This is a genomic window from uncultured Cellulomonas sp. (genome assembly GCF_963527515.1).
Lineage (GTDB): Bacteria > Actinomycetota > Actinomycetes > Actinomycetales > Cellulomonadaceae > Cellulomonas.
In genome coordinates this window covers 1-20,760 of record NZ_CAURTV010000010.1, presented here as the reverse complement: position 1 = coordinate 20,760, position 20,760 = coordinate 1, and the positions used below count along the sequence as shown (strand labels likewise).

At 73.1% G+C, this 20,760-nt stretch carries 18 protein-coding genes; 13 read left to right on the top strand and 5 right to left on the bottom strand.

Features of this window, described 5'->3' with window-relative positions; genetic code table 11:
* Window positions 1-308 precede the first annotated feature (308 nt).
* From cysK to RYN42_RS04750, 10 genes are all read left to right on the top strand, one after another.
* Entirely contained in the window at window positions 309-1,244 is a 936-nt protein-coding gene (gene cysK / locus RYN42_RS04795; RefSeq protein WP_315094192.1) for a cysteine synthase A, read from the top strand.
* 44 nt (window positions 1,245-1,288) lie between these two features.
* Window positions 1,289-1,873, top strand: a complete 585-nt coding sequence (epsC, locus tag RYN42_RS04790) for a serine O-acetyltransferase EpsC (protein ID WP_315094190.1) — start codon at window positions 1,289-1,291, stop codon at window positions 1,871-1,873.
* Between the two features lie 174 nt (window positions 1,874-2,047).
* Window positions 2,048-3,091: an LLM class F420-dependent oxidoreductase gene (locus tag RYN42_RS04785; protein ID WP_315094188.1), complete on the top strand. Its 1,044-nt coding sequence runs from the start codon at window positions 2,048-2,050 to the stop codon at window positions 3,089-3,091.
* A gap of 482 nt (window positions 3,092-3,573) precedes the next feature.
* A complete protein-coding gene (locus RYN42_RS04780) occupies window positions 3,574-4,404 on the top strand; it encodes an ABC transporter ATP-binding protein (RefSeq protein WP_315094186.1) in 831 nt (276 codons plus the stop codon).
* 32 nt (window positions 4,405-4,436) lie between these two features.
* Window positions 4,437-5,480 (top strand): aliphatic sulfonate ABC transporter substrate-binding protein, encoded by a 1,044-nt coding sequence (locus RYN42_RS04775; protein WP_315094184.1) that lies wholly within the window; start codon window positions 4,437-4,439, stop codon window positions 5,478-5,480.
* A 59-nt stretch (window positions 5,481-5,539) separates the two neighbouring features.
* Entirely contained in the window at window positions 5,540-6,406 is an 867-nt protein-coding gene (locus RYN42_RS04770) for an ABC transporter permease (RefSeq protein WP_315094182.1), read from the top strand.
* Complete coding sequence (gene acs / locus RYN42_RS04765) at window positions 6,397-8,460, top strand: acetate--CoA ligase (RefSeq protein WP_315094180.1); 2,064 nt, start codon at window positions 6,397-6,399, stop codon at window positions 8,458-8,460. The genes RYN42_RS04770 and acs overlap by 10 nt, the downstream gene beginning before the upstream one ends.
* Window positions 8,457-9,788, top strand: a complete 1,332-nt coding sequence (locus RYN42_RS04760) for an O-acetylhomoserine aminocarboxypropyltransferase/cysteine synthase family protein (RefSeq protein WP_315094178.1) — start codon at window positions 8,457-8,459, stop codon at window positions 9,786-9,788. Before acs ends, RYN42_RS04760 begins: the two co-directional genes overlap by 4 nt.
* Window positions 9,785-10,270 (top strand): CoA-binding protein, encoded by a 486-nt coding sequence (locus tag RYN42_RS04755; protein WP_315094177.1) that lies wholly within the window; start codon window positions 9,785-9,787, stop codon window positions 10,268-10,270. The genes RYN42_RS04760 and RYN42_RS04755 overlap by 4 nt, the downstream gene beginning before the upstream one ends.
* A gap of 10 nt (window positions 10,271-10,280) precedes the next feature.
* Entirely contained in the window at window positions 10,281-10,610 is a 330-nt protein-coding gene (locus RYN42_RS04750; protein ID WP_315094176.1) for an MGMT family protein, read from the top strand.
* 5 nt (window positions 10,611-10,615) lie between these two features.
* Here the strand turns inward: RYN42_RS04750 and RYN42_RS04745 are convergent, their stop codons facing one another.
* Window positions 10,616-11,707 carry a PP2C family protein-serine/threonine phosphatase gene (locus tag RYN42_RS04745; protein WP_315094174.1) on the bottom strand — a complete coding sequence of 364 codons (1,092 nt, stop codon included), beginning with the start codon at window positions 11,705-11,707 and terminating at the stop codon, window positions 10,616-10,618.
* A 95-nt stretch (window positions 11,708-11,802) separates the two neighbouring features.
* On the opposite strand from RYN42_RS04745, the gene RYN42_RS04740 reads away from it, so the two are divergent.
* On the top strand, window positions 11,803-13,071 hold the full coding sequence (locus tag RYN42_RS04740) for a GNAT family N-acetyltransferase (protein ID WP_315094172.1): 1,269 nt from the start codon (window positions 11,803-11,805) through the stop codon (window positions 13,069-13,071).
* Window position 13,072: 1 nt separating this feature from the next.
* Here RYN42_RS04740 and RYN42_RS04735 read toward each other — a convergent pair whose 3' ends face one another.
* Window positions 13,073-13,522 carry a ribose-5-phosphate isomerase gene (locus RYN42_RS04735; protein WP_315094171.1) on the bottom strand — a complete coding sequence of 150 codons (450 nt, stop codon included), beginning with the start codon at window positions 13,520-13,522 and terminating at the stop codon, window positions 13,073-13,075.
* A 79-nt stretch (window positions 13,523-13,601) separates the two neighbouring features.
* On the opposite strand from RYN42_RS04735, the gene RYN42_RS04730 reads away from it, so the two are divergent.
* Window positions 13,602-15,590 carry a M13 family metallopeptidase gene (locus RYN42_RS04730; RefSeq protein WP_315094169.1) on the top strand — a complete coding sequence of 663 codons (1,989 nt, stop codon included), beginning with the start codon at window positions 13,602-13,604 and terminating at the stop codon, window positions 15,588-15,590.
* A gap of 29 nt (window positions 15,591-15,619) precedes the next feature.
* Here the strand turns inward: RYN42_RS04730 and RYN42_RS04725 are convergent, their stop codons facing one another.
* The 3 genes from RYN42_RS04725 to RYN42_RS04715 form a co-directional block, all read right to left on the bottom strand.
* Entirely contained in the window at window positions 15,620-16,150 is a 531-nt protein-coding gene (locus RYN42_RS04725) for a DUF6636 domain-containing protein (RefSeq protein WP_315094167.1), read from the bottom strand.
* A 106-nt stretch (window positions 16,151-16,256) separates the two neighbouring features.
* The gene (locus tag RYN42_RS04720; protein ID WP_315094166.1) at window positions 16,257-16,874 is read right to left on the bottom strand and encodes a DsbA family protein; all 618 of its coding nucleotides are present in this window, start codon (window positions 16,872-16,874) and stop codon (window positions 16,257-16,259) included.
* Window positions 16,875-16,944: 70 nt separating this feature from the next.
* Window positions 16,945-18,489, bottom strand: coding sequence for an NAD(P)/FAD-dependent oxidoreductase (locus RYN42_RS04715; RefSeq protein ID WP_315094164.1), 1,545 nt, complete (start codon window positions 18,487-18,489; stop codon window positions 16,945-16,947).
* A gap of 85 nt (window positions 18,490-18,574) precedes the next feature.
* Here RYN42_RS04715 and pepN point away from each other — a divergent pair.
* Window positions 18,575-20,760, top strand: a 2,186-nt coding sequence (gene pepN / locus RYN42_RS04710) for an aminopeptidase N (RefSeq protein ID WP_315094163.1), incomplete at its 3' end; no start/stop codon positions are given.

Below are 20,760 nucleotides of genomic sequence, written 5' to 3'. Positions count from 1 at the left end.
TCCCGCGCTCGCGGGCAGCAACCGACCGACCGGTCTCGGAGGACGAAGCGATGCGCGTGCACCTTGCCGCTCCCGCCGTCCTCGGCCGCGCCCGCGTGGCGCTGCCCTGTTGTCGCTGTCTGTAGAGCGCTGGCTGCTCCTACGCGCGAGGAACCCCTGACCGGGGACCATCTCCCGCGCCAGCGCTCGCCCCGCACCCGGCCCGGACCTCCCCTGCTGCTCCGGGCCACCCGACCGTGCCCGCGCGCCGTCGGGACCCGCTAGTCCCCCACCCGCTGCCGTCCGGCAGCCGCGACCGAAGAGGAACCATGGCACGCATCTACGACGACGCGACGGCGCTCATCGGCAACACCCCGCTCGTCCGCATCAACAAGATCACCGACGGTGCCCCCGCGACCGTCGTCGGCAAGCTCGAGTTCTACAACCCCGCCAACTCGGTCAAGGACCGCATCGGCGTGGCGATCATCAACGCGGCCGAGGCCTCCGGTGAGCTGAAGCCCGGCGGCACGATCGTCGAGGCCACCAGCGGCAACACCGGCATCGCGCTCGCGTTCGTCGGCGCTGCCCGCGGGTACAAGGTCGTCCTGACCATGCCGGAGACCATGTCCAAGGAGCGCAAGCTCCTGCTTCGCGCGTTCGGCGCCGAGCTCATCCTCACGCCGGGCTCCGAGGGCATGCGCGGGGCAGTCAACCGGGCGGACGAGATCGTCGCCGAGCGGCCGGGAGCCATCCTGGCGCGGCAGTTCGCCAACGAGGCCAACCCCGAGATCCACCGCACGACCACCGCCGAGGAGATCTGGGCGGACACCGACGGCGAGATCGACATCCTCGTCGCCGGCATCGGCACCGGCGGCACCATCACGGGCGTCGGCCAGGTGCTCAAGGCCCGCAAGCCCGGCGTGAAGATCGTCGGCGTCGAGCCGGCCGAGTCGCCCATCCTCAACGGTGGCGCGCCCGGCCCGCACAAGATCCAGGGCATCGGTGCGAACTTCGTCCCCGAGATCCTGGACACCACGGTCTACGACGAGATCATCGACGTGGACGCCGAGACGGCCGTCAAGGTCGCCCGTCGCGCCGCCGCCGAGGAGGGCCTGCTGGTCGGCATCTCCTCCGGCGCCGCCCTCCACGCCGCCACCCTCCTGGCCCAGCGTCCGGAGAACGCCGGCAAGCTCATCGTCGCGATCATCCCGTCGTTCGGCGAGCGCTACCTGTCCACCGTGCTGTACGCGGACCTGGTCGACTGACCGTCCCGAGCCCGCCGCACCCCTCCGACAGGACGAAGGCACCTGTGTCCGACCACCTGCACTTCCTCGCCACCCTGCGGGAGGACCTCGAGGCCGCCCGGAACCGCGACCCCGCGGCCCGGTCGCTCGCCGAGGTCGCCCTCGGGTACCCCGGGGTGCACGCGGTGTGGGTGTACCGGCTGGCGCACCGGATGTGGCACCGTCCCGGCCTGCGGCTGCCCGCGCGACTGATCTCCCAGCTCGCGCGGGCGGCCACCGGCATCGAGATCCACCCCGGCGCGCGCCTCGGGCGCCGGCTGTTCATCGACCACGGGATGGGCGTCGTCATCGGGGAGACCGCCGAGGTGGGCGACGACGTGGTCCTGTTCCACGGCTCCACGCTGGGCGGCAAGTCCATGCGGCACGGCAAGCGGCACCCGACGGTCGGCGACAACGTGGTGGTCGGGGCCGGCGCCAAGATCCTCGGTCCGGTGTGGATCGGTGACGGCGCACAGATCGGCGCCAACGCGGTCGTCATCCACGACGTGCCGGCCGGTGCGATCGCGGTCGGGGTGCCCGCCACGATCCGGCTGCGGACGGCGGCGGCGCCGTTCGACGTCGAGATCGACGACCCGGCGATCTACATCTGACACCGCGCGTCGGCACCGCACGAACTAGAAGGATCCGGTCCGGATCGGGCCGGATCCTTCTGTCTCCCGGCGCCCCGACCGGCAGGCGACCAGCGCGACGCGACTCGCGATACCAGCGGTAGCAGGTAGCCTGGCGCGGGCGTCGACGGCGACGCCGGACCAGGAGGACTGACCATGCGGCTGGGGTACCACACGGGCTACTGGTCGGCAGGTCCCCCGCCGGGTGCTCAGGAGGCTGTCCTCGGCGCCGAGCAGCTCGGGTTCGACTCCGTCTGGACGGCCGAGGCGTACGGCTCCGACGCCCTGACCCCGCTCGCGTGGTGGGGTGCTCGTACCTCGCGCGTCCGGCTCGGCACCGCGATCGCCCAGATCTCCGCCCGCACGCCCACCGCAGCGGCCATGGCCGCTCTCACGCTCGACCACCTCTCCGGCGGGCGGTTCATCCTCGGGCTCGGCGCGTCCGGCCCCCAGGTGGTGGAGGGCTGGTACGGCCAGCCGTATCCCCGGCCTCTGGCCCGCACCCGCGAGTACGTGTCGATCGTCCGCCAGGTGCTCGCCCGCGAGGCTCCCGTGACGTTCGACGGGCAGTTCTACCGGCTGCCGCTGCCGGCGGGCGAGGGCGCGGGGCTGGGCAAGGCGCTGCGCTCGACGGTGCACCCGCTGCGTGCGGACCTGCCCATCCACCTGGCGGCCGAGGGCCCCAAGAACATCGCGATGTCGGCGGAGATCGCCGACGGGTGGCTGCCGCTCTTCTACTCCCCGCGCATGGACGGCGAGTACCGCGCCCTGCTGGCGGACGGCTTCGCCCGGCGCGACGCAGGACTGAGCCCCATCGAGGCGTTCGAGGTCGTCGCCACCGTCCCGGTCGTGCTCGGGACCGACGTCGAGTCCGCGGCGGACAGCGTCCGGCCGTTCATCGCGCTGTACGCCGGCGGCATGGGCGCGAAGGGCGCGAACTACCACCGGGCCGTCCTCGACCGGCTGGGGTACACCGAGGCCTGCGACGAGATCCAGGCGCACTACCTGGCCGGGGACCGCGCGCGGGCGACCGCCGCGGTGCCGCTGGAGCTGGTGCGGGACATCGCGCTGGTCGGCACCGTCGACGACGTCCGCGCTCAGCTCTCCGCGTGGGAGTCCACGGCGATCACGACGATGCTGGTCCAGGCCGACCCCCGCACCCTCCCGGCGATCGCCGAGGCGCTGCGACCCTCCGCCTGACCCGCCAGACAGCCGCCCGCGACGCTCCCTCCGGCGCCGCGGGCGGTGCATGGTCACATCGTGGGTTTGACGCGAGATCGGGTGAACGCACCCACGAACTGATGCCGAACCCACGATCTCGCCGCCGACGCCACGTTTGGCGGTGGCCGTTCTCGCGACGTCGATGGACGTCCGTTGCCGACAGCCGTCGGGAACCGCTACTGTCGTGCCCACGTGGTGGATGGACGGTCTCAACATATGAGAATCCCCGACCTCCACACTCGACGATCGACGGAGGGACGGACCGCCATGACTGCTCGCCCGTCCTCCTTGATGTGTTGTCGGCCCGCCTGCTGTTCCCAGCAGCGCACCGGCTCCTGACGCCTCCCCGCGTCTCCCCCTCGGCCTGAGCCGAGGCCCCGCCGGTGCCCGCCCCTCGCGCGGCCGACCGGCTCCCCCAGCCCGTCCCGATCGGCCGCGCCCGATCCCCCAGGACGACCCTCATGACCGCCTCCACCGCGGCTCCCCCGCACGTCGCCCACCCGGTGACCCTGCGCGGTGTCCGTCGCACCTTCGACACCCCCACCGGCGCGCGCACCGTGCTGGCCGGGGTCGACCTCGAGCTCGCCGCCGGCGAGATCGTCGCGCTCGTCGGTCCCTCCGGCTGCGGCAAGTCGACGCTCCTGCGCCAGGTCAGCGGCCTGGACACCCCGGACGAGGGCGCGATCCTCATCGACGGCTCCCCCGTGCGCGGCACCGACCCGCGCACCGCCGTGGCGTTCCAGGAGCCGCGGCTGCTGCCGTGGCGGACGCTGACGCAGAACATCGCGCTGGGTCTGCCGCCCGGCACGGGTCGCGCCGAGGGCGCCGGCCGCGTGGCGGAGCTCCTCGCCCTGGTGGGACTGGCGGAGTCGGCGGGGCTCCGACCGCGTCAGGTGTCCGGCGGCATGGCGCAGCGGGCGTCGCTGGCCCGCGCGCTGGCCCGCAACCCCGGGGTGCTTCTGCTGGACGAGCCGTTCGGCGCGCTCGACGCGCTGACCCGGCTGCGCATGCAGGAGCTGCTGCTGGAGATCCACGCCGCCGAGCCGACCACCGTGCTGCTGGTCACGCACGACGTCGAAGAGGCGCTCTACCTGGCCGACCGCGTGGTGCTGCTGCGCGCCCCGGCCGCCGGCGAGGCCAGCATCGCCCGCGTCATCCAGGTCCCGGGCACCCGCCCGCGCGACCGCGCCGACTCCACCTTCGCCGAGCTGCGCGCCGAGCTGCTCGAGGGCCTCGGCGTCCCCACGCACCACGTCGGCCCCGCCGACCGCGACCTGCACCACTCCATCTAGTCCCCCCAGCACCACCCACCTCAGGAGAGACGATGAGCATCCGCACCGCCGTGTCCGTCACCGCAGTTGCACTCGCGACCGCCCTGGCGCTCACCGGTTGTGTAGCCGGCGAGGACACGCCCGCCGCCGCACCCGAGCCCGACACCACCGCGTCGGGCGACGCCCCCGTCGAGTGGAGCGCCGACACGCTCAACATCGACTTCGCCACGTACAACCCGCTCAGCCTCGTCATCAAGGACCAGGGCTGGCTCGAGGAGGCCTTGGGCGAGGACGTCACGGTCAACTGGATCCAGTCGGCCGGGTCGAACAAGGCGAACGAGGCGCTGCGCGCCGGCGCGGTCGACGTCGGCTCGACCGCCGGCTCGGCGGCGCTGCTCGCCCGCGCCAACGGCTCCCCCATCAAGGCCATCGACATCTACTCCCAGCCGGAGTGGTCGGCGATCGTCGTGCCGCAGGGCTCGGACATCACCGACGTCAGCCAGCTGGCCGGGAAGTCCGTGGCCGCCACCAAGGGCACGGACCCGTACTTCTTCCTGCTGCAGTCGCTCGAGGAGGCCGGGGTGCCGCTCGACCAGGTGGAGGTGCAGAACCTGCAGCACGCGGACGGCAAGGCGGCTCTGGAGAACGGCTCGGTCGCGGCGTGGGCCGGGCTGGACCCGCTGATGGCCGCCAGCGAGGCGACCGCAGGCTCGACGCTGCTCTACCGGAACGTCGACTTCAACACCTATGGGTTCCTCAACGCGACCGAGGCGTTCCTGGGCACGAGCCCCGACCTGGCGCAGGTGGTCGTCGACACGTACGAGAGGGCGCGGGCGTGGGCGCAGGAGAACCCCGAGGAGGTCGCGTCGATCCTCGCCGAGGTTGCCGGCATCGACCCCGCAGTGGCGACGACCGTCATCTCCGAGCGCACCACGCTGAAGCTCGACCCGGTCCCCGGAGACGCGCAGCGCAAGGTGCTCGCGGTCGTCGGCCCGATCTTCGTCGCGAACGGTGACGTCCCCACCCAGGCCGCCGTCGACAAGGCGCTCGACGAGCTGTTCGAGCCGTCGTTCGCCGAGAACGCCGACCCGTCCTGATCCACGCCGCCGCCCCGGGCACTCCCCGGGGCGGCGGTCCTCCGACCCCAGGAGCTGAGATGTCCGAGACCGTCGCCACGGGTGCCGTCTCCGTCGCCGGCACGTCGGGCGTGATCCACGATCGGGTCCCGCCGGCCACGCCCGACACCCTGCGCCCCTCCCGTCGCACGCTCGCCCGGCGCGGCACGCGGACGGTCCTCGGGCTGCTGCTTCCGCTGGCGCTCCTGGCGCTCTGGCAGTGGGTCACCAGCGCGGGGATCGTCGCGCCCTACCAGCTGCCCAGCCCGGCATCGGTGTGGAACGCCGCCGTCCACCTGGCCGAGCGCAACCTGCTCGTGCCCTACGTCGCGATCTCCACGCAGCGCGTCCTCATCGGGTTCGCCATCGGCAGCGCCCTCGGGCTGCTGCTCGGCGCGGTCGTGGGGCTGTCGCGCCTCGGCGACGCCCTGCTCGCTCCCACGCTCGGCGCCGTCCGCGCCGTCCCGTCGCTCGCCTGGGTCCCGCTGATCTTCCTCTGGCTCAAGCTCGGCGAGGACTCCAAGATCACGCTCGTCGCCATCGGCGCGTTCTTCCCCGTCTACACGACCGTCGCGGCCGCCCTGCGGCACGTCGACCCGCACCTGGTCGAGGTCGGCCGCGCGTACGGGCTGCGCGGCATCCGGCTGTTCTCGACCGTCCAGCTGCCCGCGGTGCTGCCCTCGGTGGTGTCCGGGCTGCGGCTCGCGCTCGCGCAGTCGTGGCTGTTCCTCGTCGCCGCCGAGCTCATCGCGTCCTCCATGGGCCTGGGCTTCCTGCTCATGGACTCCGGCAACAACGGGCGCGTCGACCGGATCATCCTCGCGATCATCCTGCTGGCCCTGCTGGGCAAGCTGACCGACAGCCTCATCGGGCTGGCCGAGAAGTACCTGCTGAAGAGATGGGCATGACCTCCACGATCTCCACCCTGCAGTCCGAGGACCGCACCTACGACCCGCCCACCGAGTTCCACGCGAACGTCGGACCCGAGGCGTTCGACCGCGCCGAGGCCGACCCGATCGCGTTCTGGGAGGACGCCGCGCACCGGCTCGACTGGGCGACCCCGTGGCACACACCACTGGTCTGGTCTCCGCCCGTCGACGACGGCGGGGGCGGACTGACCGTCCCGGAGGCGCAGTGGTTCGTCGGCGGGCGGCTCAACGTGGCCGTCAACTGCGTGGACCGGCACGTGGCGGCCGGCCGCGGGGACAAGGTCGCGCTGCACGTCGAGGGCGAGCCCGGCGACCGCCGCACGCTCACCTACGCGGACCTGCAGCGCGAGGTGTCCCGGGCGGCCCACGCCCTGACCGCCCTGGGCATCGGCCCCGGCGACCGCGTGGTGGTGTACCTGCCGGTGCTGGCCGAGACCGTGATCGTCACGCTCGCGATCGCCCGCATCGGTGCCGTGCACTCCCTGGTGTTCGGGGGCTTCTCGGCGGAGGCCGTGCGGTTCCGGGTGCAGGACACGGGCGCCAAGCTGCTAGTCACCAGCGACGGGCAGCACCGCCGGGGGCAGGCCGTCGAGGTGAAGTCCGCCGCCGACGAGGCGGTCGCGGGGCTGGACCACGTGGAGCACGTGCTCGTCGTGCGCCGGACGGGGCAGGACGTGCCGTGGACCGACGGCCGCGACGTCTGGTGGCACGACGTCGTCGACACCGCCCCGGACGTGCACGAGGCGCAGGCCTTCGACGCCGAGCACCCGCTGTTCATCATCTACACCTCCGGCACCACCGGGCGGCCCAAGGGTCTGGTGCACACGTCCGGCGGCTACCTCACGCACGCCGCCTGGGCCCACTGGACGCACTTCGACGCCAAGCCCGACGACGTCCACTGGTGCACCGCGGACCTCGCCTGGGTCACCGCCCACACCTACGAGATCTACGGCCCGCTGGCCAACGGGCTCACGCAGGTCATCTACGAGGGCACGCCGGACAGCCCGCACCGCGAGCGCCACCTGGAGATCATCGAGCGCTACGGCGTGACCACGTACTACACGGCGCCGACCCTCATCCGGACGTTCATGACCTGGTTCGGCGACGAGCTGCCCGGCGGGCACGACCTGTCGAGCATCCGGCTGCTGGGCACGGTCGGCGAGGCGATCAACCCCGAGGCCTGGGTGTGGTTCCGCCGCACGTTCGGTGCGGGGACCGCTCCGGTGGTCGACACGTGGTGGCAGTCGGAGACCGGCGCCGCGATGATCGCGCCGCTGCCCGGGAGCACGGTGCTCAAGCCCGGGTCGGCGACGCGACCCCTGCCGGGCATCTCGGCGAAGGTCGTCGACGACGCCGGCGTCGAGGTGGGTCCGGGCGAGGGCGGGCTGCTCGTCGTCGACCGCCCGTGGCCCGGCATGGCCCGCACGATCTGGGGCGACCCCCAGCGCTACCTCGACGCCTACTGGCGGCGGTTCGCCGGGCACGGCGAGCACGGCGGGTACTTCCTGGCGGGCGACGGCGCGTCCTACGACGCCGACAAGGACATCTGGCTGCTCGGCCGGCTCGACGACGTGGTGAACGTGTCGGGTCACCGGCTGTCGACGATCGAGATCGAGTCCGCGCTCGTCGCCCACCCCGCGGTCGGCGAGGCCGGCGTCGCGGGTGTGCACGACGACCTCACCGGGCAGGCCGTCGCAGCCTTCGTCGTGCCCGCGGTCGCTCCGGGGCCGGTGGACGACCTCGACGCGTGGCTGGCCGCCACCGACGTGCTCCGCGAGGAGCTGCGCGCTCAGGTGGCCCGCGAGATCGGACCCGTCGCCAGACCGAAGCACGTGCTGCTGGTGCCTGACCTGCCCAAGACGCGGTCGGGCAAGATCCTGCGCCGGCTGCTCGCACAGATCCTCGACGGTTCGCCCCTCGGCGACGTCACCTCGTTGCAGAACCCCTGGGCGGTCGACGAGATCGCCGCCCTGGCCGCACGGCGTACCGTGCTGCCGACCGCCCGCAACACGCCCGCCGAGGAGTCCGCATGACCAGCCCCGACCACCGCTTCGGCTTCCGCACGCGGGCGCTGCACGCCGGCGGGATCCCCGACGCGACCACCGGTGCCCGCGCGGTGCCGATCTACCAGACGACGTCGTTCGTGTTCCAGGACACCGCCGACGCCGCGAACCTGTTCGCGCTGCAGAAGTACGGGAACATCTACTCCCGCATCGGCAACCCCACGGTCGCCGCGCTGGAGGAGCGGATCGCCTCGCTCGAGGGCGGGATCGGCGCGGTCGCCACGGCATCGGGCATGTCCGCGGAGTTCATCACCTTCGCCGCGCTGGTCGGCGCCGGGGACCACATCGTCGCCTCGTCGCAGCTGTACGGCGGCACCGTGACCGCCCTGGACGTGACGCTGCGCCGGTTCGGGGTCGACACCACGTTCGTGCCCGGTACCGACCCCGCCGACTACGCCGCGGCGATCCGGCCCGAGACCAAGGTGCTGTACGCGGAGGTCATCGCCAACCCGTCCGGGGAGATCGCCGACCTGGCGGGGCTGGCCGAGGTGGCGCACGCCGCCGGCATCCCCTTCGTCGTCGACGCGACGCTGGCCACGCCCTACCTGGTCCGTCCGATCGAGCACGGCGCGGACATCGTCATCCACTCGGTGACCAAGTTCCTCGGCGGCCACGGCACGACGCTCGGCGGCATCGTCGTCGAGTCCGGGCGGTTCGACTGGGGCTCCGGCCGGTTCCCGCAGATGACCGAGCCCGTCGCGTCCTACGGCGGGGTCCGCTGGTGGGAGAACTTCGGCGAGTACGGGTTCCTCACCAAGCTCCGCTCCGAGCAGCTGCGCGACATCGGACCTGCCCTCTCGCCGCAGTCCGCGTTCAACCTGCTGCAGGGCGTGGAGACGCTCCCCCAGCGGCTGGACGCGCACCTCGTGAACACCCGGCTGGTCGCCGAGTGGCTCGAGGCCGACCCGCGGGTGTCGTACGTCAACTGGGCCGGGCTCCCCAGCCACCCGCACCATGAGCGCGCGAACCACTACCTGCCGCTCGGCCCTGGCGCCGTGTTCGCGTTCGGCCTGCGCGCGACGGGCGACCAGGACGGTCGCGCCCTGGGCCGCGCATTCATCGAGAACCTGCAGCTGGCCAGCCACCTGGCCAACGTCGGCGACGCCCGCACGCTCGTCATCCACCCGGGGTCCACCACGCACCAGCAGCTGAACGCCGAGCAGCTGGCGGCGGCAGGCGTGCCGGCCGACCTCGTGCGGATCAGCGTCGGGCTCGAGGACGGCGAGGACATCCTCTGGGACCTCGACCAGGCCCTCACGGCCGCCACCGGTCGCACCCGGACGGGGGTGGCCGCATGACCGCGCGCACCTGGCAGGGACCGAGCGCCCCGGAGCGCCTCGCCCTCCTGCACCGCACGACGTCCATCGCGATCGTCGGCGCCTCGAACAACCCGTCGCGTGCGAGCTACTTCGTCGCCACCTACCTGTTGTCCAGCTCGCCGTACGACGTGTACTTCGTCAACCCGCGCGCCGACGAGATCCTCGGCCGGCCGGTGTACCCGTCGCTCGCGTCGCTGCCGGTGGTGCCGGACCTGGTGGACGTCTTCCGGCGCCACGACGACCTGCCGACGGTGCTCGACGAGACGATCGCCGTGGGCGCGAAGGCGCTCTGGCTGCAGCTGGGCTCGTGGCACGAGGAGGTCGCGCGGCGCGGCGAGGAGGCGGGGCTCACGGTCGTGATGGACCGCTGCGTGAAGATCGAGCACGCCCGGTTCCACGGCGGCCTGCACCTGGCCGGCTTCGACACGGGGGTCATCAGCTCGAAGCGCGCGCTGGGCTGAGCGTCGGCCGGTGGACGACGACTACGCCGAGGCCGTGCTCGACCTCGTGGCTGCCATCCCCGCGGGGCGGGCCATGACCTACGGCACCGTCGCGGAGGTGGTCGGCGACCTGCTGGAGGCGCGCGACGGGGTCCGGCGGGGCGGTCCACGACAGGTCGGCCAGGTCATGAGCCGGGCCGGGTCCGGGGTGCCCTGGTGGCGGGTGGTCAACGCGGCGGGCAGCCCGCCCGCCCGGCACGCCACCCGCGCACTCGCGCTGCTGGCCGACGAGGGCACTCCCCTGTCGGCGGACGGGACCCGGGTCGCCCTGCGTCGGGCCATCTGGTTCCCCGGCGACTGACCAGGTCAGTCCCGACGCACCAGGACGACCGCCCGGTCGTCGTCGTCGCCCGCACGGACGCCCGCCAGCACCGCCGCCGCCGAACCGTGGCCCGGGCTCAGGACCCGGTCCGCCACGCCCATCAGCCGGTCGATCCCCTGGTCCAGGTCGCCGCCGCGCGCCTCGATCAGCCCGTCGGTGTAGAGCATGAGGGCGTCCCCGCGCTCCAGCCGGCCCGCGCGGCTGGTCACGTGCAGGTCGTCCACCACCCCGAGCGCGGGGCTGCCGATGGAGTCGAGCAGGTCCAGGCGACCGGATCCGGCATGCAGGTGCACCGCGGGCGGGTGGCCGGCGGAGGACACCCAGAAGTCGCCGGACGACAGATCGACCACCAGGTGGATCGCGGTGGCGAACCCCTCCTCCCAGGCCTGGGCCAGCAGGTAGGTGTTGGCCGCGGTCAGGAAGCCGGTGCGCGGCAGGGCGGTGAGCAGCCCCCCGAACGCACCCGAGAGCTGGAGCGAGCGCACACCGGCCTCCAGGCCCTTGCCGGACACGTCGACGAGCACCATCTCGAGGGTGGACCCGCCCGCCCGGGTGCCCGCGACCATGAAGTCCCCGGAGAACCCGTCGGCGTGGGCGGCGCGGATCTCCACGTCCACCCGCCACCCCGGGGGCAGGCGCGGCACGCGCCCGTGCGCGGCCAGCCGGTCGCGCAGGTCGACGAGCATGAGGTCGCCCGGCGCGCCCTGCAGGCCCAGCCGCTCTCGCTCGCGCACGAACGCGATGCTGGCGGCGACCGCGACGGTCACGACCAGGAGGACCCCGGGGATCAGGGTCGGCGCGCCGCGCCACCAGAGGAACCACGAGCAGCCCACCACGACCGCTCCCAGCACCACGAGCGAGCGGAGCCGCAGGACGAAGACCGCCACCACCACGACCAGCAGGAACGCGGCCGGCGGCACCCACTCGGGCTCCCGGTCGATGCCGAAGGCCAGCACGAGCGCGCACATGACGAACGCGGCCCCCAGCACCAGCTGCGACCGCGCGCTCCACCAGCGCAGCGCGTGCGAGGCGCGCGTGAACAGCCCCCGCTCCGGCACCCATCCCGACCCCCGCACACGGGCGAGCGTATCCGCAGGCCACGGGCGCGAGCGGGAGATCAGCCACCGGAATAGAGGTGCTCGGACGGGGACGGCTGGACCACGATGGGCCCATGAGCCCCCTGCCCGACAGTTACCGCCTCGTCGACGTGCCCGAGACCCGCAAGGACGAGTTCCTCGAGGTCGACCGGCTCGCGTTCGCCTTCGACACCACCCCGGAGACGGACGCCCTGGTGCCGATCACGTTCGAGTGGGACCGGGCGCAGGCGGTCGAGGACGGAGACGGGGCGCTCGCCGCGGTGCACGCGTCGTACGCGCACACGATGCCGGTGCCGGGCGCGAGCATCGCGTGCTCGGGGCTGACGTGGGTGGGCACGCGGCCCGACCAGCGACGCCGCGGCCTGCTCACCGCCATGATCGACTCCCACTTCACGCGGTCTCTCGGACGCGGAGAGCCGATCTCGGCACTGTTCGCCGCCGAGCACGTGATCTACGGCCGCTACGGCTACGGGTCCGCCGCCGACGACGTCCGGGTGAAGATCGCCCGGGGTGCGGCGCTGCGGGACGTGCCCGGGTCGGCCGAGCTCACGGTCCGGCTCGCGACCGTCGACGTCTCTCGGCACAGCGCGCTGGTGGACCGGCTGCACCGCGCCGCCGGCGCCGGACGCCCCGGCTGGACCACGCGGGACTCCGAGGTGTGGCGCACGCGGGTGCTCGTCGACCCGCCCGCCTGGCGCGACGGCGGCGAGCCGCTGCGCATCGCGACCGTCCACGACGCTTCTGGCGAGGCCCTCGCGTACGCGCTGTTCCGGCGCAAGGAGAGCTGGGCGGAAGGCGGACCCGCGGGCACGGTCCACGTCCGCGAGGCGGTCGCCATCGATGCCGCCGCGACGCACCGGCTGTGGTCCTTCCTGCTCGACCTCGACCTCACGGCGACCGTCGAGGGCCCCATGCTCCCCGTCGACGACACCGTGCTGCTCCTGCTGGAGAACCCGCGCGCCGTGGTGCCCAAGGTCAACGACAACCTGTGGGTCCGGCTGCTGGACCTGCCCGTCGCGCTGGCCGGTCGCCGGTACGCGGCGCCCGCGGACGTGGTCCTCGAGGTCACCGACGCGCGACTGCCGGACAACGCCGGCCGGTGGCGGCTGACGACAGGCGACCGTCAGGCGGACGGCGCCTACCCGGCGCAGGTCACGCGGACGCAGGACCCGGCGGACCTGCGGCTCGACGTCCGCGAGCTCGGCGCCGCCTACCTCGGCGGGCGCTCCTTCGTCGCGCAGGCCCGCGCGGGCCTGGTCCACGAAAAGACGCCCGGGGCGGCTCACACGGCGTCGGCGGCGTTCCTGTGGCCCGTGGCCCCGATGTGCACCTACGTCTGGTGAGCTAGCGGGAGGCCTCGTAGGCCGCGAGCAGGTCGATCCGGCGCTGGTGGCGCGGGTCGTGGCTGAACGGCTCGGCCACGAACGCGTCCACCAGCGCGAGGGCCTCGTCGAGCGAGTGCTGGCGGGCGCCGATCGCGACCACGTTGGCGTCGTTGTGCTGGCGCCCGAGCTGCGCGGTGGCCAGGTTCCACGCGAGCGCGGCGCGCACCCCGGTGACCTTGTTGGCGGCGATCTGCTCGCCGTTGCCCGACCCGCCGATCACGACGCCGAGCGAGCCGGGGTCGGCGACGACCGCCTCGCCCGCGGCGAAGCAGAACGGCGGATAGTCGTCGAGGGCGTCGTAGGTGTCCGCGCCGTGGTCCACGACGTCGTGGCCGGCGGTCCGGAGATGCTCGACGAGCGCGACCTTGAGCTCGTAGCCGGCGTGGTCGGAGGCGACGTGGATGCGCATGGGGTCATCCTGCCGCACCCGGTCCGCCCTCGGCATAACCGGAGTGGTGGCGGCTCCACGCGTCCGTAGGCTGAGGCGCATGACGCGCAGTGGCATCGACCTGACCGCCCTCGACCCCGACGTCCGCCCTCAGGACGACCTCTACGCCTACGTGAACGGACGGTGGATCGCGTCGCACGAGATCCCCGCCGACCGGGCGATGGACGGCTCGTTCCGCGCCCTGCACGACCAGGCGGAGGAGCAGGTCCGGGACATCATCACCGACGCGGGGGCGTCGGCCGCGGCAGGCACCGCGACGGACCCCGTGGAGGCCAAGGTCGGCGCGGTCTACGCGTCGTTCATGGACACGGCAGCCGTCGAGGCGGCGGGCGTCGCCCCGCTGCGCACGGACCTGGCCCTCATCGACGCGGCCACCACCCAGGCGGAGCTCACCGGTGCCCTCGGTGCGCTGCAGCGCACGGGAGCGGGCGGCGCGGTCGGGGTCTACGTGGACAACGACGCCAAGGAGCCGACCCGGTACGTGGTGCACCTGGTCCAGGGCGGGCTGGGCCTGCCGGACGAGGCCTACTACCGCGAGCCGCAGCACGCCGCCGTGCTGGCCGCCTACCGGCCGCACGTCGCACGCATGCTGGCCCTCGCGGGGGTCGCCGCGGACGAGGTGCAGGCCGCCGGTCTGGCCGACCGCGTCGTGGCACTCGAGACGAAGCTCGCCGCCGGGCACTGGGACGTCGTCACCGACCGCGACGCCGACCTCACCTACAACGCGCTGACCCTCGCCGAGCTGGTGCAGCGTGCGCCCGGGTTCGACTGGGACGCGTGGGTGCTGGCGCTCGGCGCGCCAGCGGGGTCGTTCGACCGGCTCGTGGTGCGCGAGCCGTCGTTCGCGGAGGCGTTCGCGGCCCTGTGGACAAGCGAGCCGCTCGAGGACTGGAAGGCGTGGCTCACGTACCACGTGGTCTCGGACCGGGCGCCCTACCTCTCCCAGGAGCTCGTCGAGGCGAACTTCGACTTCTACGGCCGGACGCTCACCGGGGCCCAGGAGCTGCGCGACCGCTGGAAGCGCGGCGTCTCCCTGGTCCAGGGCGTGCTGGGCGAGGCGGTCGGCAAGGTCTACGTCGAGCGGCACTTCCCGCCGGCGCACAAGGCGCGGATGGAGGAGCTTGTCGGCAACCTCGTCGCCGCCTACCGCGAGTCCATCTCGCAGCTGGAGTGGATGGGGGAGCAGACGCGCGCCAAGGCGCTGGCCAAGCTCGACGCGTTCACCCCGAAGATCGGCTACCCCGCCCGCTGGCGGGACTACTCGGCGCTGGAGGTCTCTGCGGACGACCTGCTGGGCAACGTCCGCCGCGCCTACGCGTTCGAGCAGGACCACGAGCTGGGCAAGATCGGCAAGCCTCTCGACCGCGACGAGTGGTTCATGACGCCGCAGACCGTCAACGCCTACTACAACCCCGGCATGAACGAGATCGTCTTCCCCGCGGCCATCCTGCAGCCGCCGTTCTTCGACGCCGAGGCGGACGACGCCGTCAACTACGGCGGGATCGGCTCGGTGATCGGGCACGAGATCGGGCACGGCTTCGACGACCAGGGGTCCAAGTACGACGGCGACGGGCGTCTGGAGGACTGGTGGACGTCCGACGACCGTGCGGAGTTCGAGACCCGCACCAAGGCGCTGATCGACCAGTACGACGCGTTCTCCCCGGTGCAGCTGGACGGGTCGCACCGGGTGAACGGCGAGCTGACGATCGGCGAGAACATCGGCGACCTGGGCGGCCTGTCGATCGCGTTCACGGCCTACCGGATCGCGCTGGGCACGCCGCTGGAGGAGGCGCCGGTGATCGACGGGCTCACCGGCGCGCAGCGCGTGCTGCTGGGCTGGGCGCAGGTGTGGCAGGCGAAGGGACGCGACGAGGAGATGATCCGCCGCCTCGCGACGGACCCGCACTCGCCCAACGAGTTCCGCTGCAACGGCGTCGTGCGCAACGTGGACGAGTTCTACGCGGCGTTCGACGTGCAGCCGGGCGACGCCCTGTACCTCGACCCCGAGGACCGCGTGCGCATCTGGTGACGCGGGGTAATGGTTCGGGCTGCCCGCCCTCAGGCGGGCAGCTCGGTCCAGCTGGCGCGGGCCAGCCGGAAGCCGGTCCCTGACCCGTCGGTGCACTGCACGCCGTCGGTGGCGCTCCGGCACGAGTAGTCGCCCACGCTGGTGGACTGCCCGTACTCCAGCACGGGCACGTCCTCCCCGGCCACCGCGGGAGGCGGACCGCTCTCGCAGTCGAAGGCGACGCCGTCCGGGTTGAGGACGAGCACGTGCCCGGTCGTCTCCGCGCACCCCGCCACGACCGGCGGCGCGTAGGTGTAGCTGGCGATGCTGCAGGTGACGCCGTCGACCGACATGGTGCAGGAGATGTTGCCGGTGGGCGACGCGAACGTGACCGGCTCGGTGGACGTCGCCGACGAGCTCGACGTCGGAGCGCTGCTGGCGGAGGGCCCGGCCGACGCGCCGTCAGGCGTACGGCCTGCGCCAGCGCCGTTGACGACGAACACGATGGCGAGCACCGCCAGGATGGCGACGAGCAGCGCGTCGACGATCACGAGGAGCCGGATGGTGCGCGCCGATTCCATGCTGCTCCGTCCGTCCCGTGGTGTCGTCGCCCACCCGGTCCGGGCGGGGTCGCCGTCCAGGATCACACGGGACGAACCGGACGAGCCAATCGCGGCGTCCCCGCGGTCAGAAGGAGGGGCCGGCCGTCCGGGATCGCTTGAGCTCGTAGAAGCCGGGCACCGAGGTCACCAGCACGAGCCCGTCGAAGAGCCGTCCCGCCGCGTCGCCGGTGGGTGCGGGCGTGACGACCGGGCCGAAGAAGCCCACGCCGTCGATCGCGACCACGGGGGTGCCGACGTCGTCGCCGACCAGCGTGATCGCCTCGCCGTGCGACTCGCGCAGCAGGGCGTCCACCTCCTCCGTGCCACCCACCTCCGCCAGCTCGGCGGGCAGGCCCACCTCGGCCAGCGACTCGGCGATGATCGCGGCGGTGTCGCGGCGGCCGCCGGGGTGGCGACGGGTGCCCATGGCGTCGTACAGCGGCTTGACGACCGCGTCACCGTGGTCGCGCGCCGCGGCGACGATCACGCGCACGGCCGCCCAGGAGTCGTCCATCAGCTCGCGGTAGCTGTCCGGCAGCTCGCGCTTCTCGTTGAGCACGGACAGGCTCATCACGTGCCACCGCACCTCGACGTCACGGGTCGCGCTCACCTCGTCCATCCAGCGTGACGTCATCCACGCCCAGGGGCACGCGGGGTCGAACCAGAGGTCGACGACGGGGCGGGTGGTGGGCGTGCTCGTCACAGGTGTCCTCCGGGATGGTCGATGCCTCGCGCAACCATACGGACACGCCGCGGTATTCCTCGGCGACTCCTCAGGTCGTCCCCAGCACCGCCATCGCGGCCGACCTGCCGGGGATGCCGCTGACCCCTCCGCCGCGGCGGGCGCCGGCACCGGCGAGCAGCACGCGACGGTCGGCGGTCTCGACCCCCCAGGTGCCGACCTCGTCGTCACGCTCCGCCCAGGGCCACGCGAGGTCGCGGTGGAAGATGTGGCCGCCCGGCAGCCCCACCTCGGACTCCAGGTCGACGGGGCTGCGCACCTCGAGGCACGGCGCGCCGTCCTGGTCGCGCGCCAGGCAGTCCGCGAGCGGCTCGGCCAGCACGCTGTCGATCGACCGCAGCGTGGCGGCGAGCGCCGCCTCCCGGGCGCCGTCCGGGTCGGCGGTGAACAGGCGCGCCGGCATGTGCAGGCCGAACGCGGTCAGCGTGTGGTGACCGCTCGCCCGCAGGACCGGGCCGAGGATGGAGTCGTCGGTCAACGAGTGGCAGTACGTCTCGACCGGCGGGAGGTCGGGGACCCGACCGGCCGCCGCCTGCTGGTACGCCGCCTCCAGCTCCGTGGCCGACTCGTGCACGTGGAACGTCCCGGCGAACGCCACCCGGGGGTCGATCCCCGAGCGGAGCCGCGGCAGCCGGGTCAGCAGCATGTTGAGCTTGAGCTGCGACCCCTCCGGAGCCGGCCCCGGGTCGCGCCCGAGCAGCCGGTCGAGGACCGCGGGCGCGCAGGCGGCGAGCACGTGACGGGCACCCACGCGGTGCTCGGCGCCGTCGGCCTCGGTCCACACCACCTCGGCGGGACCTCCGCCGCCGGGATCGACCGCCGTGACCCCCGCCGAGGTCACCAGCTCCGCACCCCCCGCACGCGCCGCGGCCTCGAGGGCACCGGCCACCGCGCCCATGCCGCCCACGGGCACGTCCCAGTCCCCCGTGCCGCCGCCGATGACGTGATAGAGCCAGCAGCGGTTGGGCCGCCCACCCGGTTCGTGCGCGCGGGCGAACGTCCCGATCAGGGCGTCGGTCAGCACGATCCCGCGGACCAGGTCCGAGCCGAACGTCGCCTCCACCAGCTCACCGACGGGCCGCTCGACCACGTCGCGCCAGTCGTCCTCGCCGAGCAGCCGCCGGGCATCTGCGGCGGACAGCAGCGGCTCGGTGACCGTCGGGAAGAGCCGGGCCGCGAGCGCGCCGGTGCGGGCGCCGAACGCACGCCACGCCGGGAGGTCCGCGGCGGCGCCGACGGACGCGAAGGACTCTGCGGTGGCGGCGTCGTCGGCGGTGTCCACCAGCAGACCGCCGCCGTCCGCGGTCGGCGTCCAGGACGACACCCGTCGACGGCGGAGCCGGAGGTCGAGGCCGAGCTCGTCGCGAACCTGCCGGGGCAGGAGCGAGACCAGGTAGGAGTAGCGGGACACGTTCGCGTCCACGCCCGGGAACACCCGTGCGGACAGGGTCGCGCCACCCAGGTGGTCCGCGCGTTCCAGCAGGAGCACCGACCGGCCGGCGCGCGCGAGGTAGGCGGCGGCGGTGAGGCCGTTGTGGCCCCCGCCGACGATGACGGCGTCGTAGGTCGCGTGCACGGATCGACCCTAGGCCGCACGCACCTGCGTGCGATGATCGACCCCGGTAAAGAGCCCGACCGATCGCGTCCCGAGGAGTACCTGCGTGCCTGGAGAGAACCTCACCCGTGCCGAGGCGCGCGAGCGTGCCGGCGTCGTCCGCACCGAGTCGTACGAGGTCACCCTCGACCTGACCACCGGTCCGACGACCTTCGCCTCCCGCACCGTGGCACGGTTCGCGGCGACCCCGGGTGCGAGCACGTTCATCGACCTGGTCGCGCCGACCGTGCACGAGGTCACGCTCAACGGACGCCCCCTGGACGTCGCCGACGTGGTGGCCGACTCCCGCATCCGCCTGGACGACCTGGCGGCGAGCAACGAGCTGGTGGTCGTCGCGGACGCCGCGTACATGAACACCGGCGAGGGGCTGCACCGGTTCGTCGACCCCGTCGACGACGAGGTCTACCTGTACTCGCAGTTCGAGGTCGCCGACTCCCGCCGCGTGTTCGCCGTGTTCGAGCAGCCGGACCTCAAGGCCACCTTCACGTTCACCGTGACCGCCCCCGCGCACTGGACGGTGGTGTCCAACTACCCGCAGGTCGGCGCACCGGAGGTCGTCGAGGACGGCGTGAACCGCAACGGCGGCGTCGACAAGGGCACCGCGACCTGGACGTTCGAGACGACGCCGCGGATCTCCTCGTACATCACGGCGGTCATCGCCGGGCCGTACCACGCGGAGCACCGCGAGCTCACCAGCCAGGACGGACGCACCATCCCCCTGGGCGTGTACTGCCGCGGCTCCCTTGCCGAGCACCTGGACACCGACAACATCGTCGACATCACGCGCGCCGGGTTCGACTTCTACGAGCGCGCGTTCGCCGTCCCGTACCCGTTCGCCAAGTACGACCAGCTGTTCGTCCCGGAGTTCAACGCGGGCGCGATGGAGAACGCCGGCGCGGTGACGTTCCTCGAGTCCTACGTGTTCCGCTCCAAGGTCCCCGAGGCCACCATCGAGCGCCGCGCGGTGACGATCCTGCACGAGCTGGCGCACATGTGGTTCGGGGACCTGGTGACCATGCGCTGGTGGGACGACCTGTGGCTGAACGAGTCGTTCGCCGAGTACATGTCGACCCTCGCGACCGCCCAGGCCACCCGCTGGACCAGCGCCTGGACCACGTTCTCCTCGCTGGAGAAGAACTGGGCCTACCGGCAGGACCAGCTGCCGTCCACGCACCCGATCGTCGCGGACATGCGCGACCTGGAGGACGTCGAGGTCAACTTCGACGGGATCACCTACGCCAAGGGCGCGAGCGTGCTCAAGCAGCTGGTGTCCTGGGTGGGCCAGGAGAAGTTCTTCGACGGGGTGCGCGCCTACTTCGCCAAGAACGCCTGGGGCAACACCGAGCTGCGCGACTTCCTCACCGAACTGGAGACCACCAGCGGCCGGGACCTGTCCGCGTGGTCCGGCCTGTGGCTGGAGCAGGCCGGCGTCACGCTGCTGCGCCCGTCTCTGGAGGTCGACGACGCCGGCGTCATCACGGCCTTCGCGGTCCTGCAGGAGGTGCCCGAGGAGCACCCCGTGCAGCGCCCCCACCGCCTGGCGATCGGCGGGTACGACGTCGACGCCACGACCGGCCGCCTGGTCCGGACCGTGCACGTCGAGCTCGACATCGACGGCCCGCGCACGGAGGTGCCCGAGCTGGTCGGCGTGCAGCGCCCCGCCTTGATCCTGGTCAACGACGACGACCTCGCGTACGCCAAGGTCCGGCTCGACGAGCAGTCGCTCGCCGCGTCGATCGAGCACCTGGGCAAGTTCGACGACTCGCTGCCCCGCACGCTCGTGTGGACCGCCGCGTGGGACGCCACGCGCGACGGCGAGACGCCGGCCAGGGACTTCGTCGACCTGGTGCTGCTCAACATCGCGCACGAGACCGACTCCTCCGTGGTGCTGGTCCTGCTGCGCCAGCTGTCCACCGCGCTCGACCTGTACGTGGCACCCGAGCACCGGTCCGCCACCGAGATCGCCGCGGCCGACCGCCTGCTGGCCCTGGCCCGCGCCGCCGAGGCGGGGTCTGACACGCAGCTGCAGCTGGTCAAGGCGTTCGCCGGCCGGGCCGCCACCACCGAGCAGCTGGACGCGGTCCGTGACCTGCTCGACGGCCACGCCACGCTCGACGGGCTCTCGATCGACACCGACCTGCGCTGGGAGCTGCTCACCTCGCTGGTCACCGGCGGGCGCGCCGGCACCGCGGACATCGCCGCGCAGCTGGCCGACGACGCCACGGCCACCGG

Excerpts from the sequence above, each read along its gene's own strand:
- cysK (WP_315094192.1), top strand. The coding sequence starts at position 309 with ATGGCACGCATCTACGACGACGCGACGGCGCTCATCGGCAACACCCCG.
- RYN42_RS04785 (WP_315094188.1), top strand. The coding sequence starts at position 2,048 with ATGCGGCTGGGGTACCACACGGGCTACTGGTCGGCAGGTCCCCCGCCG.
- RYN42_RS04780 (WP_315094186.1), top strand. The coding sequence starts at position 3,574 with ATGACCGCCTCCACCGCGGCTCCCCCGCACGTCGCCCACCCGGTGACC.
- RYN42_RS04775 (WP_315094184.1), top strand. The coding sequence starts at position 4,437 with ATGAGCATCCGCACCGCCGTGTCCGTCACCGCAGTTGCACTCGCGACC.
- RYN42_RS04770 (WP_315094182.1), top strand. The coding sequence starts at position 5,540 with ATGTCCGAGACCGTCGCCACGGGTGCCGTCTCCGTCGCCGGCACGTCG.
- acs (WP_315094180.1), top strand. The coding sequence starts at position 6,397 with ATGGGCATGACCTCCACGATCTCCACCCTGCAGTCCGAGGACCGCACC.
- RYN42_RS04760 (WP_315094178.1), top strand. The coding sequence starts at position 8,457 with ATGACCAGCCCCGACCACCGCTTCGGCTTCCGCACGCGGGCGCTGCAC.
- RYN42_RS04755 (WP_315094177.1), top strand. The coding sequence starts at position 9,785 with ATGACCGCGCGCACCTGGCAGGGACCGAGCGCCCCGGAGCGCCTCGCC.
- RYN42_RS04740 (WP_315094172.1), top strand. The coding sequence starts at position 11,803 with ATGAGCCCCCTGCCCGACAGTTACCGCCTCGTCGACGTGCCCGAGACC.
- RYN42_RS04735 (WP_315094171.1), bottom strand. The coding sequence starts at position 13,522 with ATGCGCATCCACGTCGCCTCCGACCACGCCGGCTACGAGCTCAAGGTC.
- RYN42_RS04730 (WP_315094169.1), top strand. The coding sequence starts at position 13,602 with ATGACGCGCAGTGGCATCGACCTGACCGCCCTCGACCCCGACGTCCGC.
- RYN42_RS04725 (WP_315094167.1), bottom strand. The coding sequence starts at position 16,150 with ATGGAATCGGCGCGCACCATCCGGCTCCTCGTGATCGTCGACGCGCTG.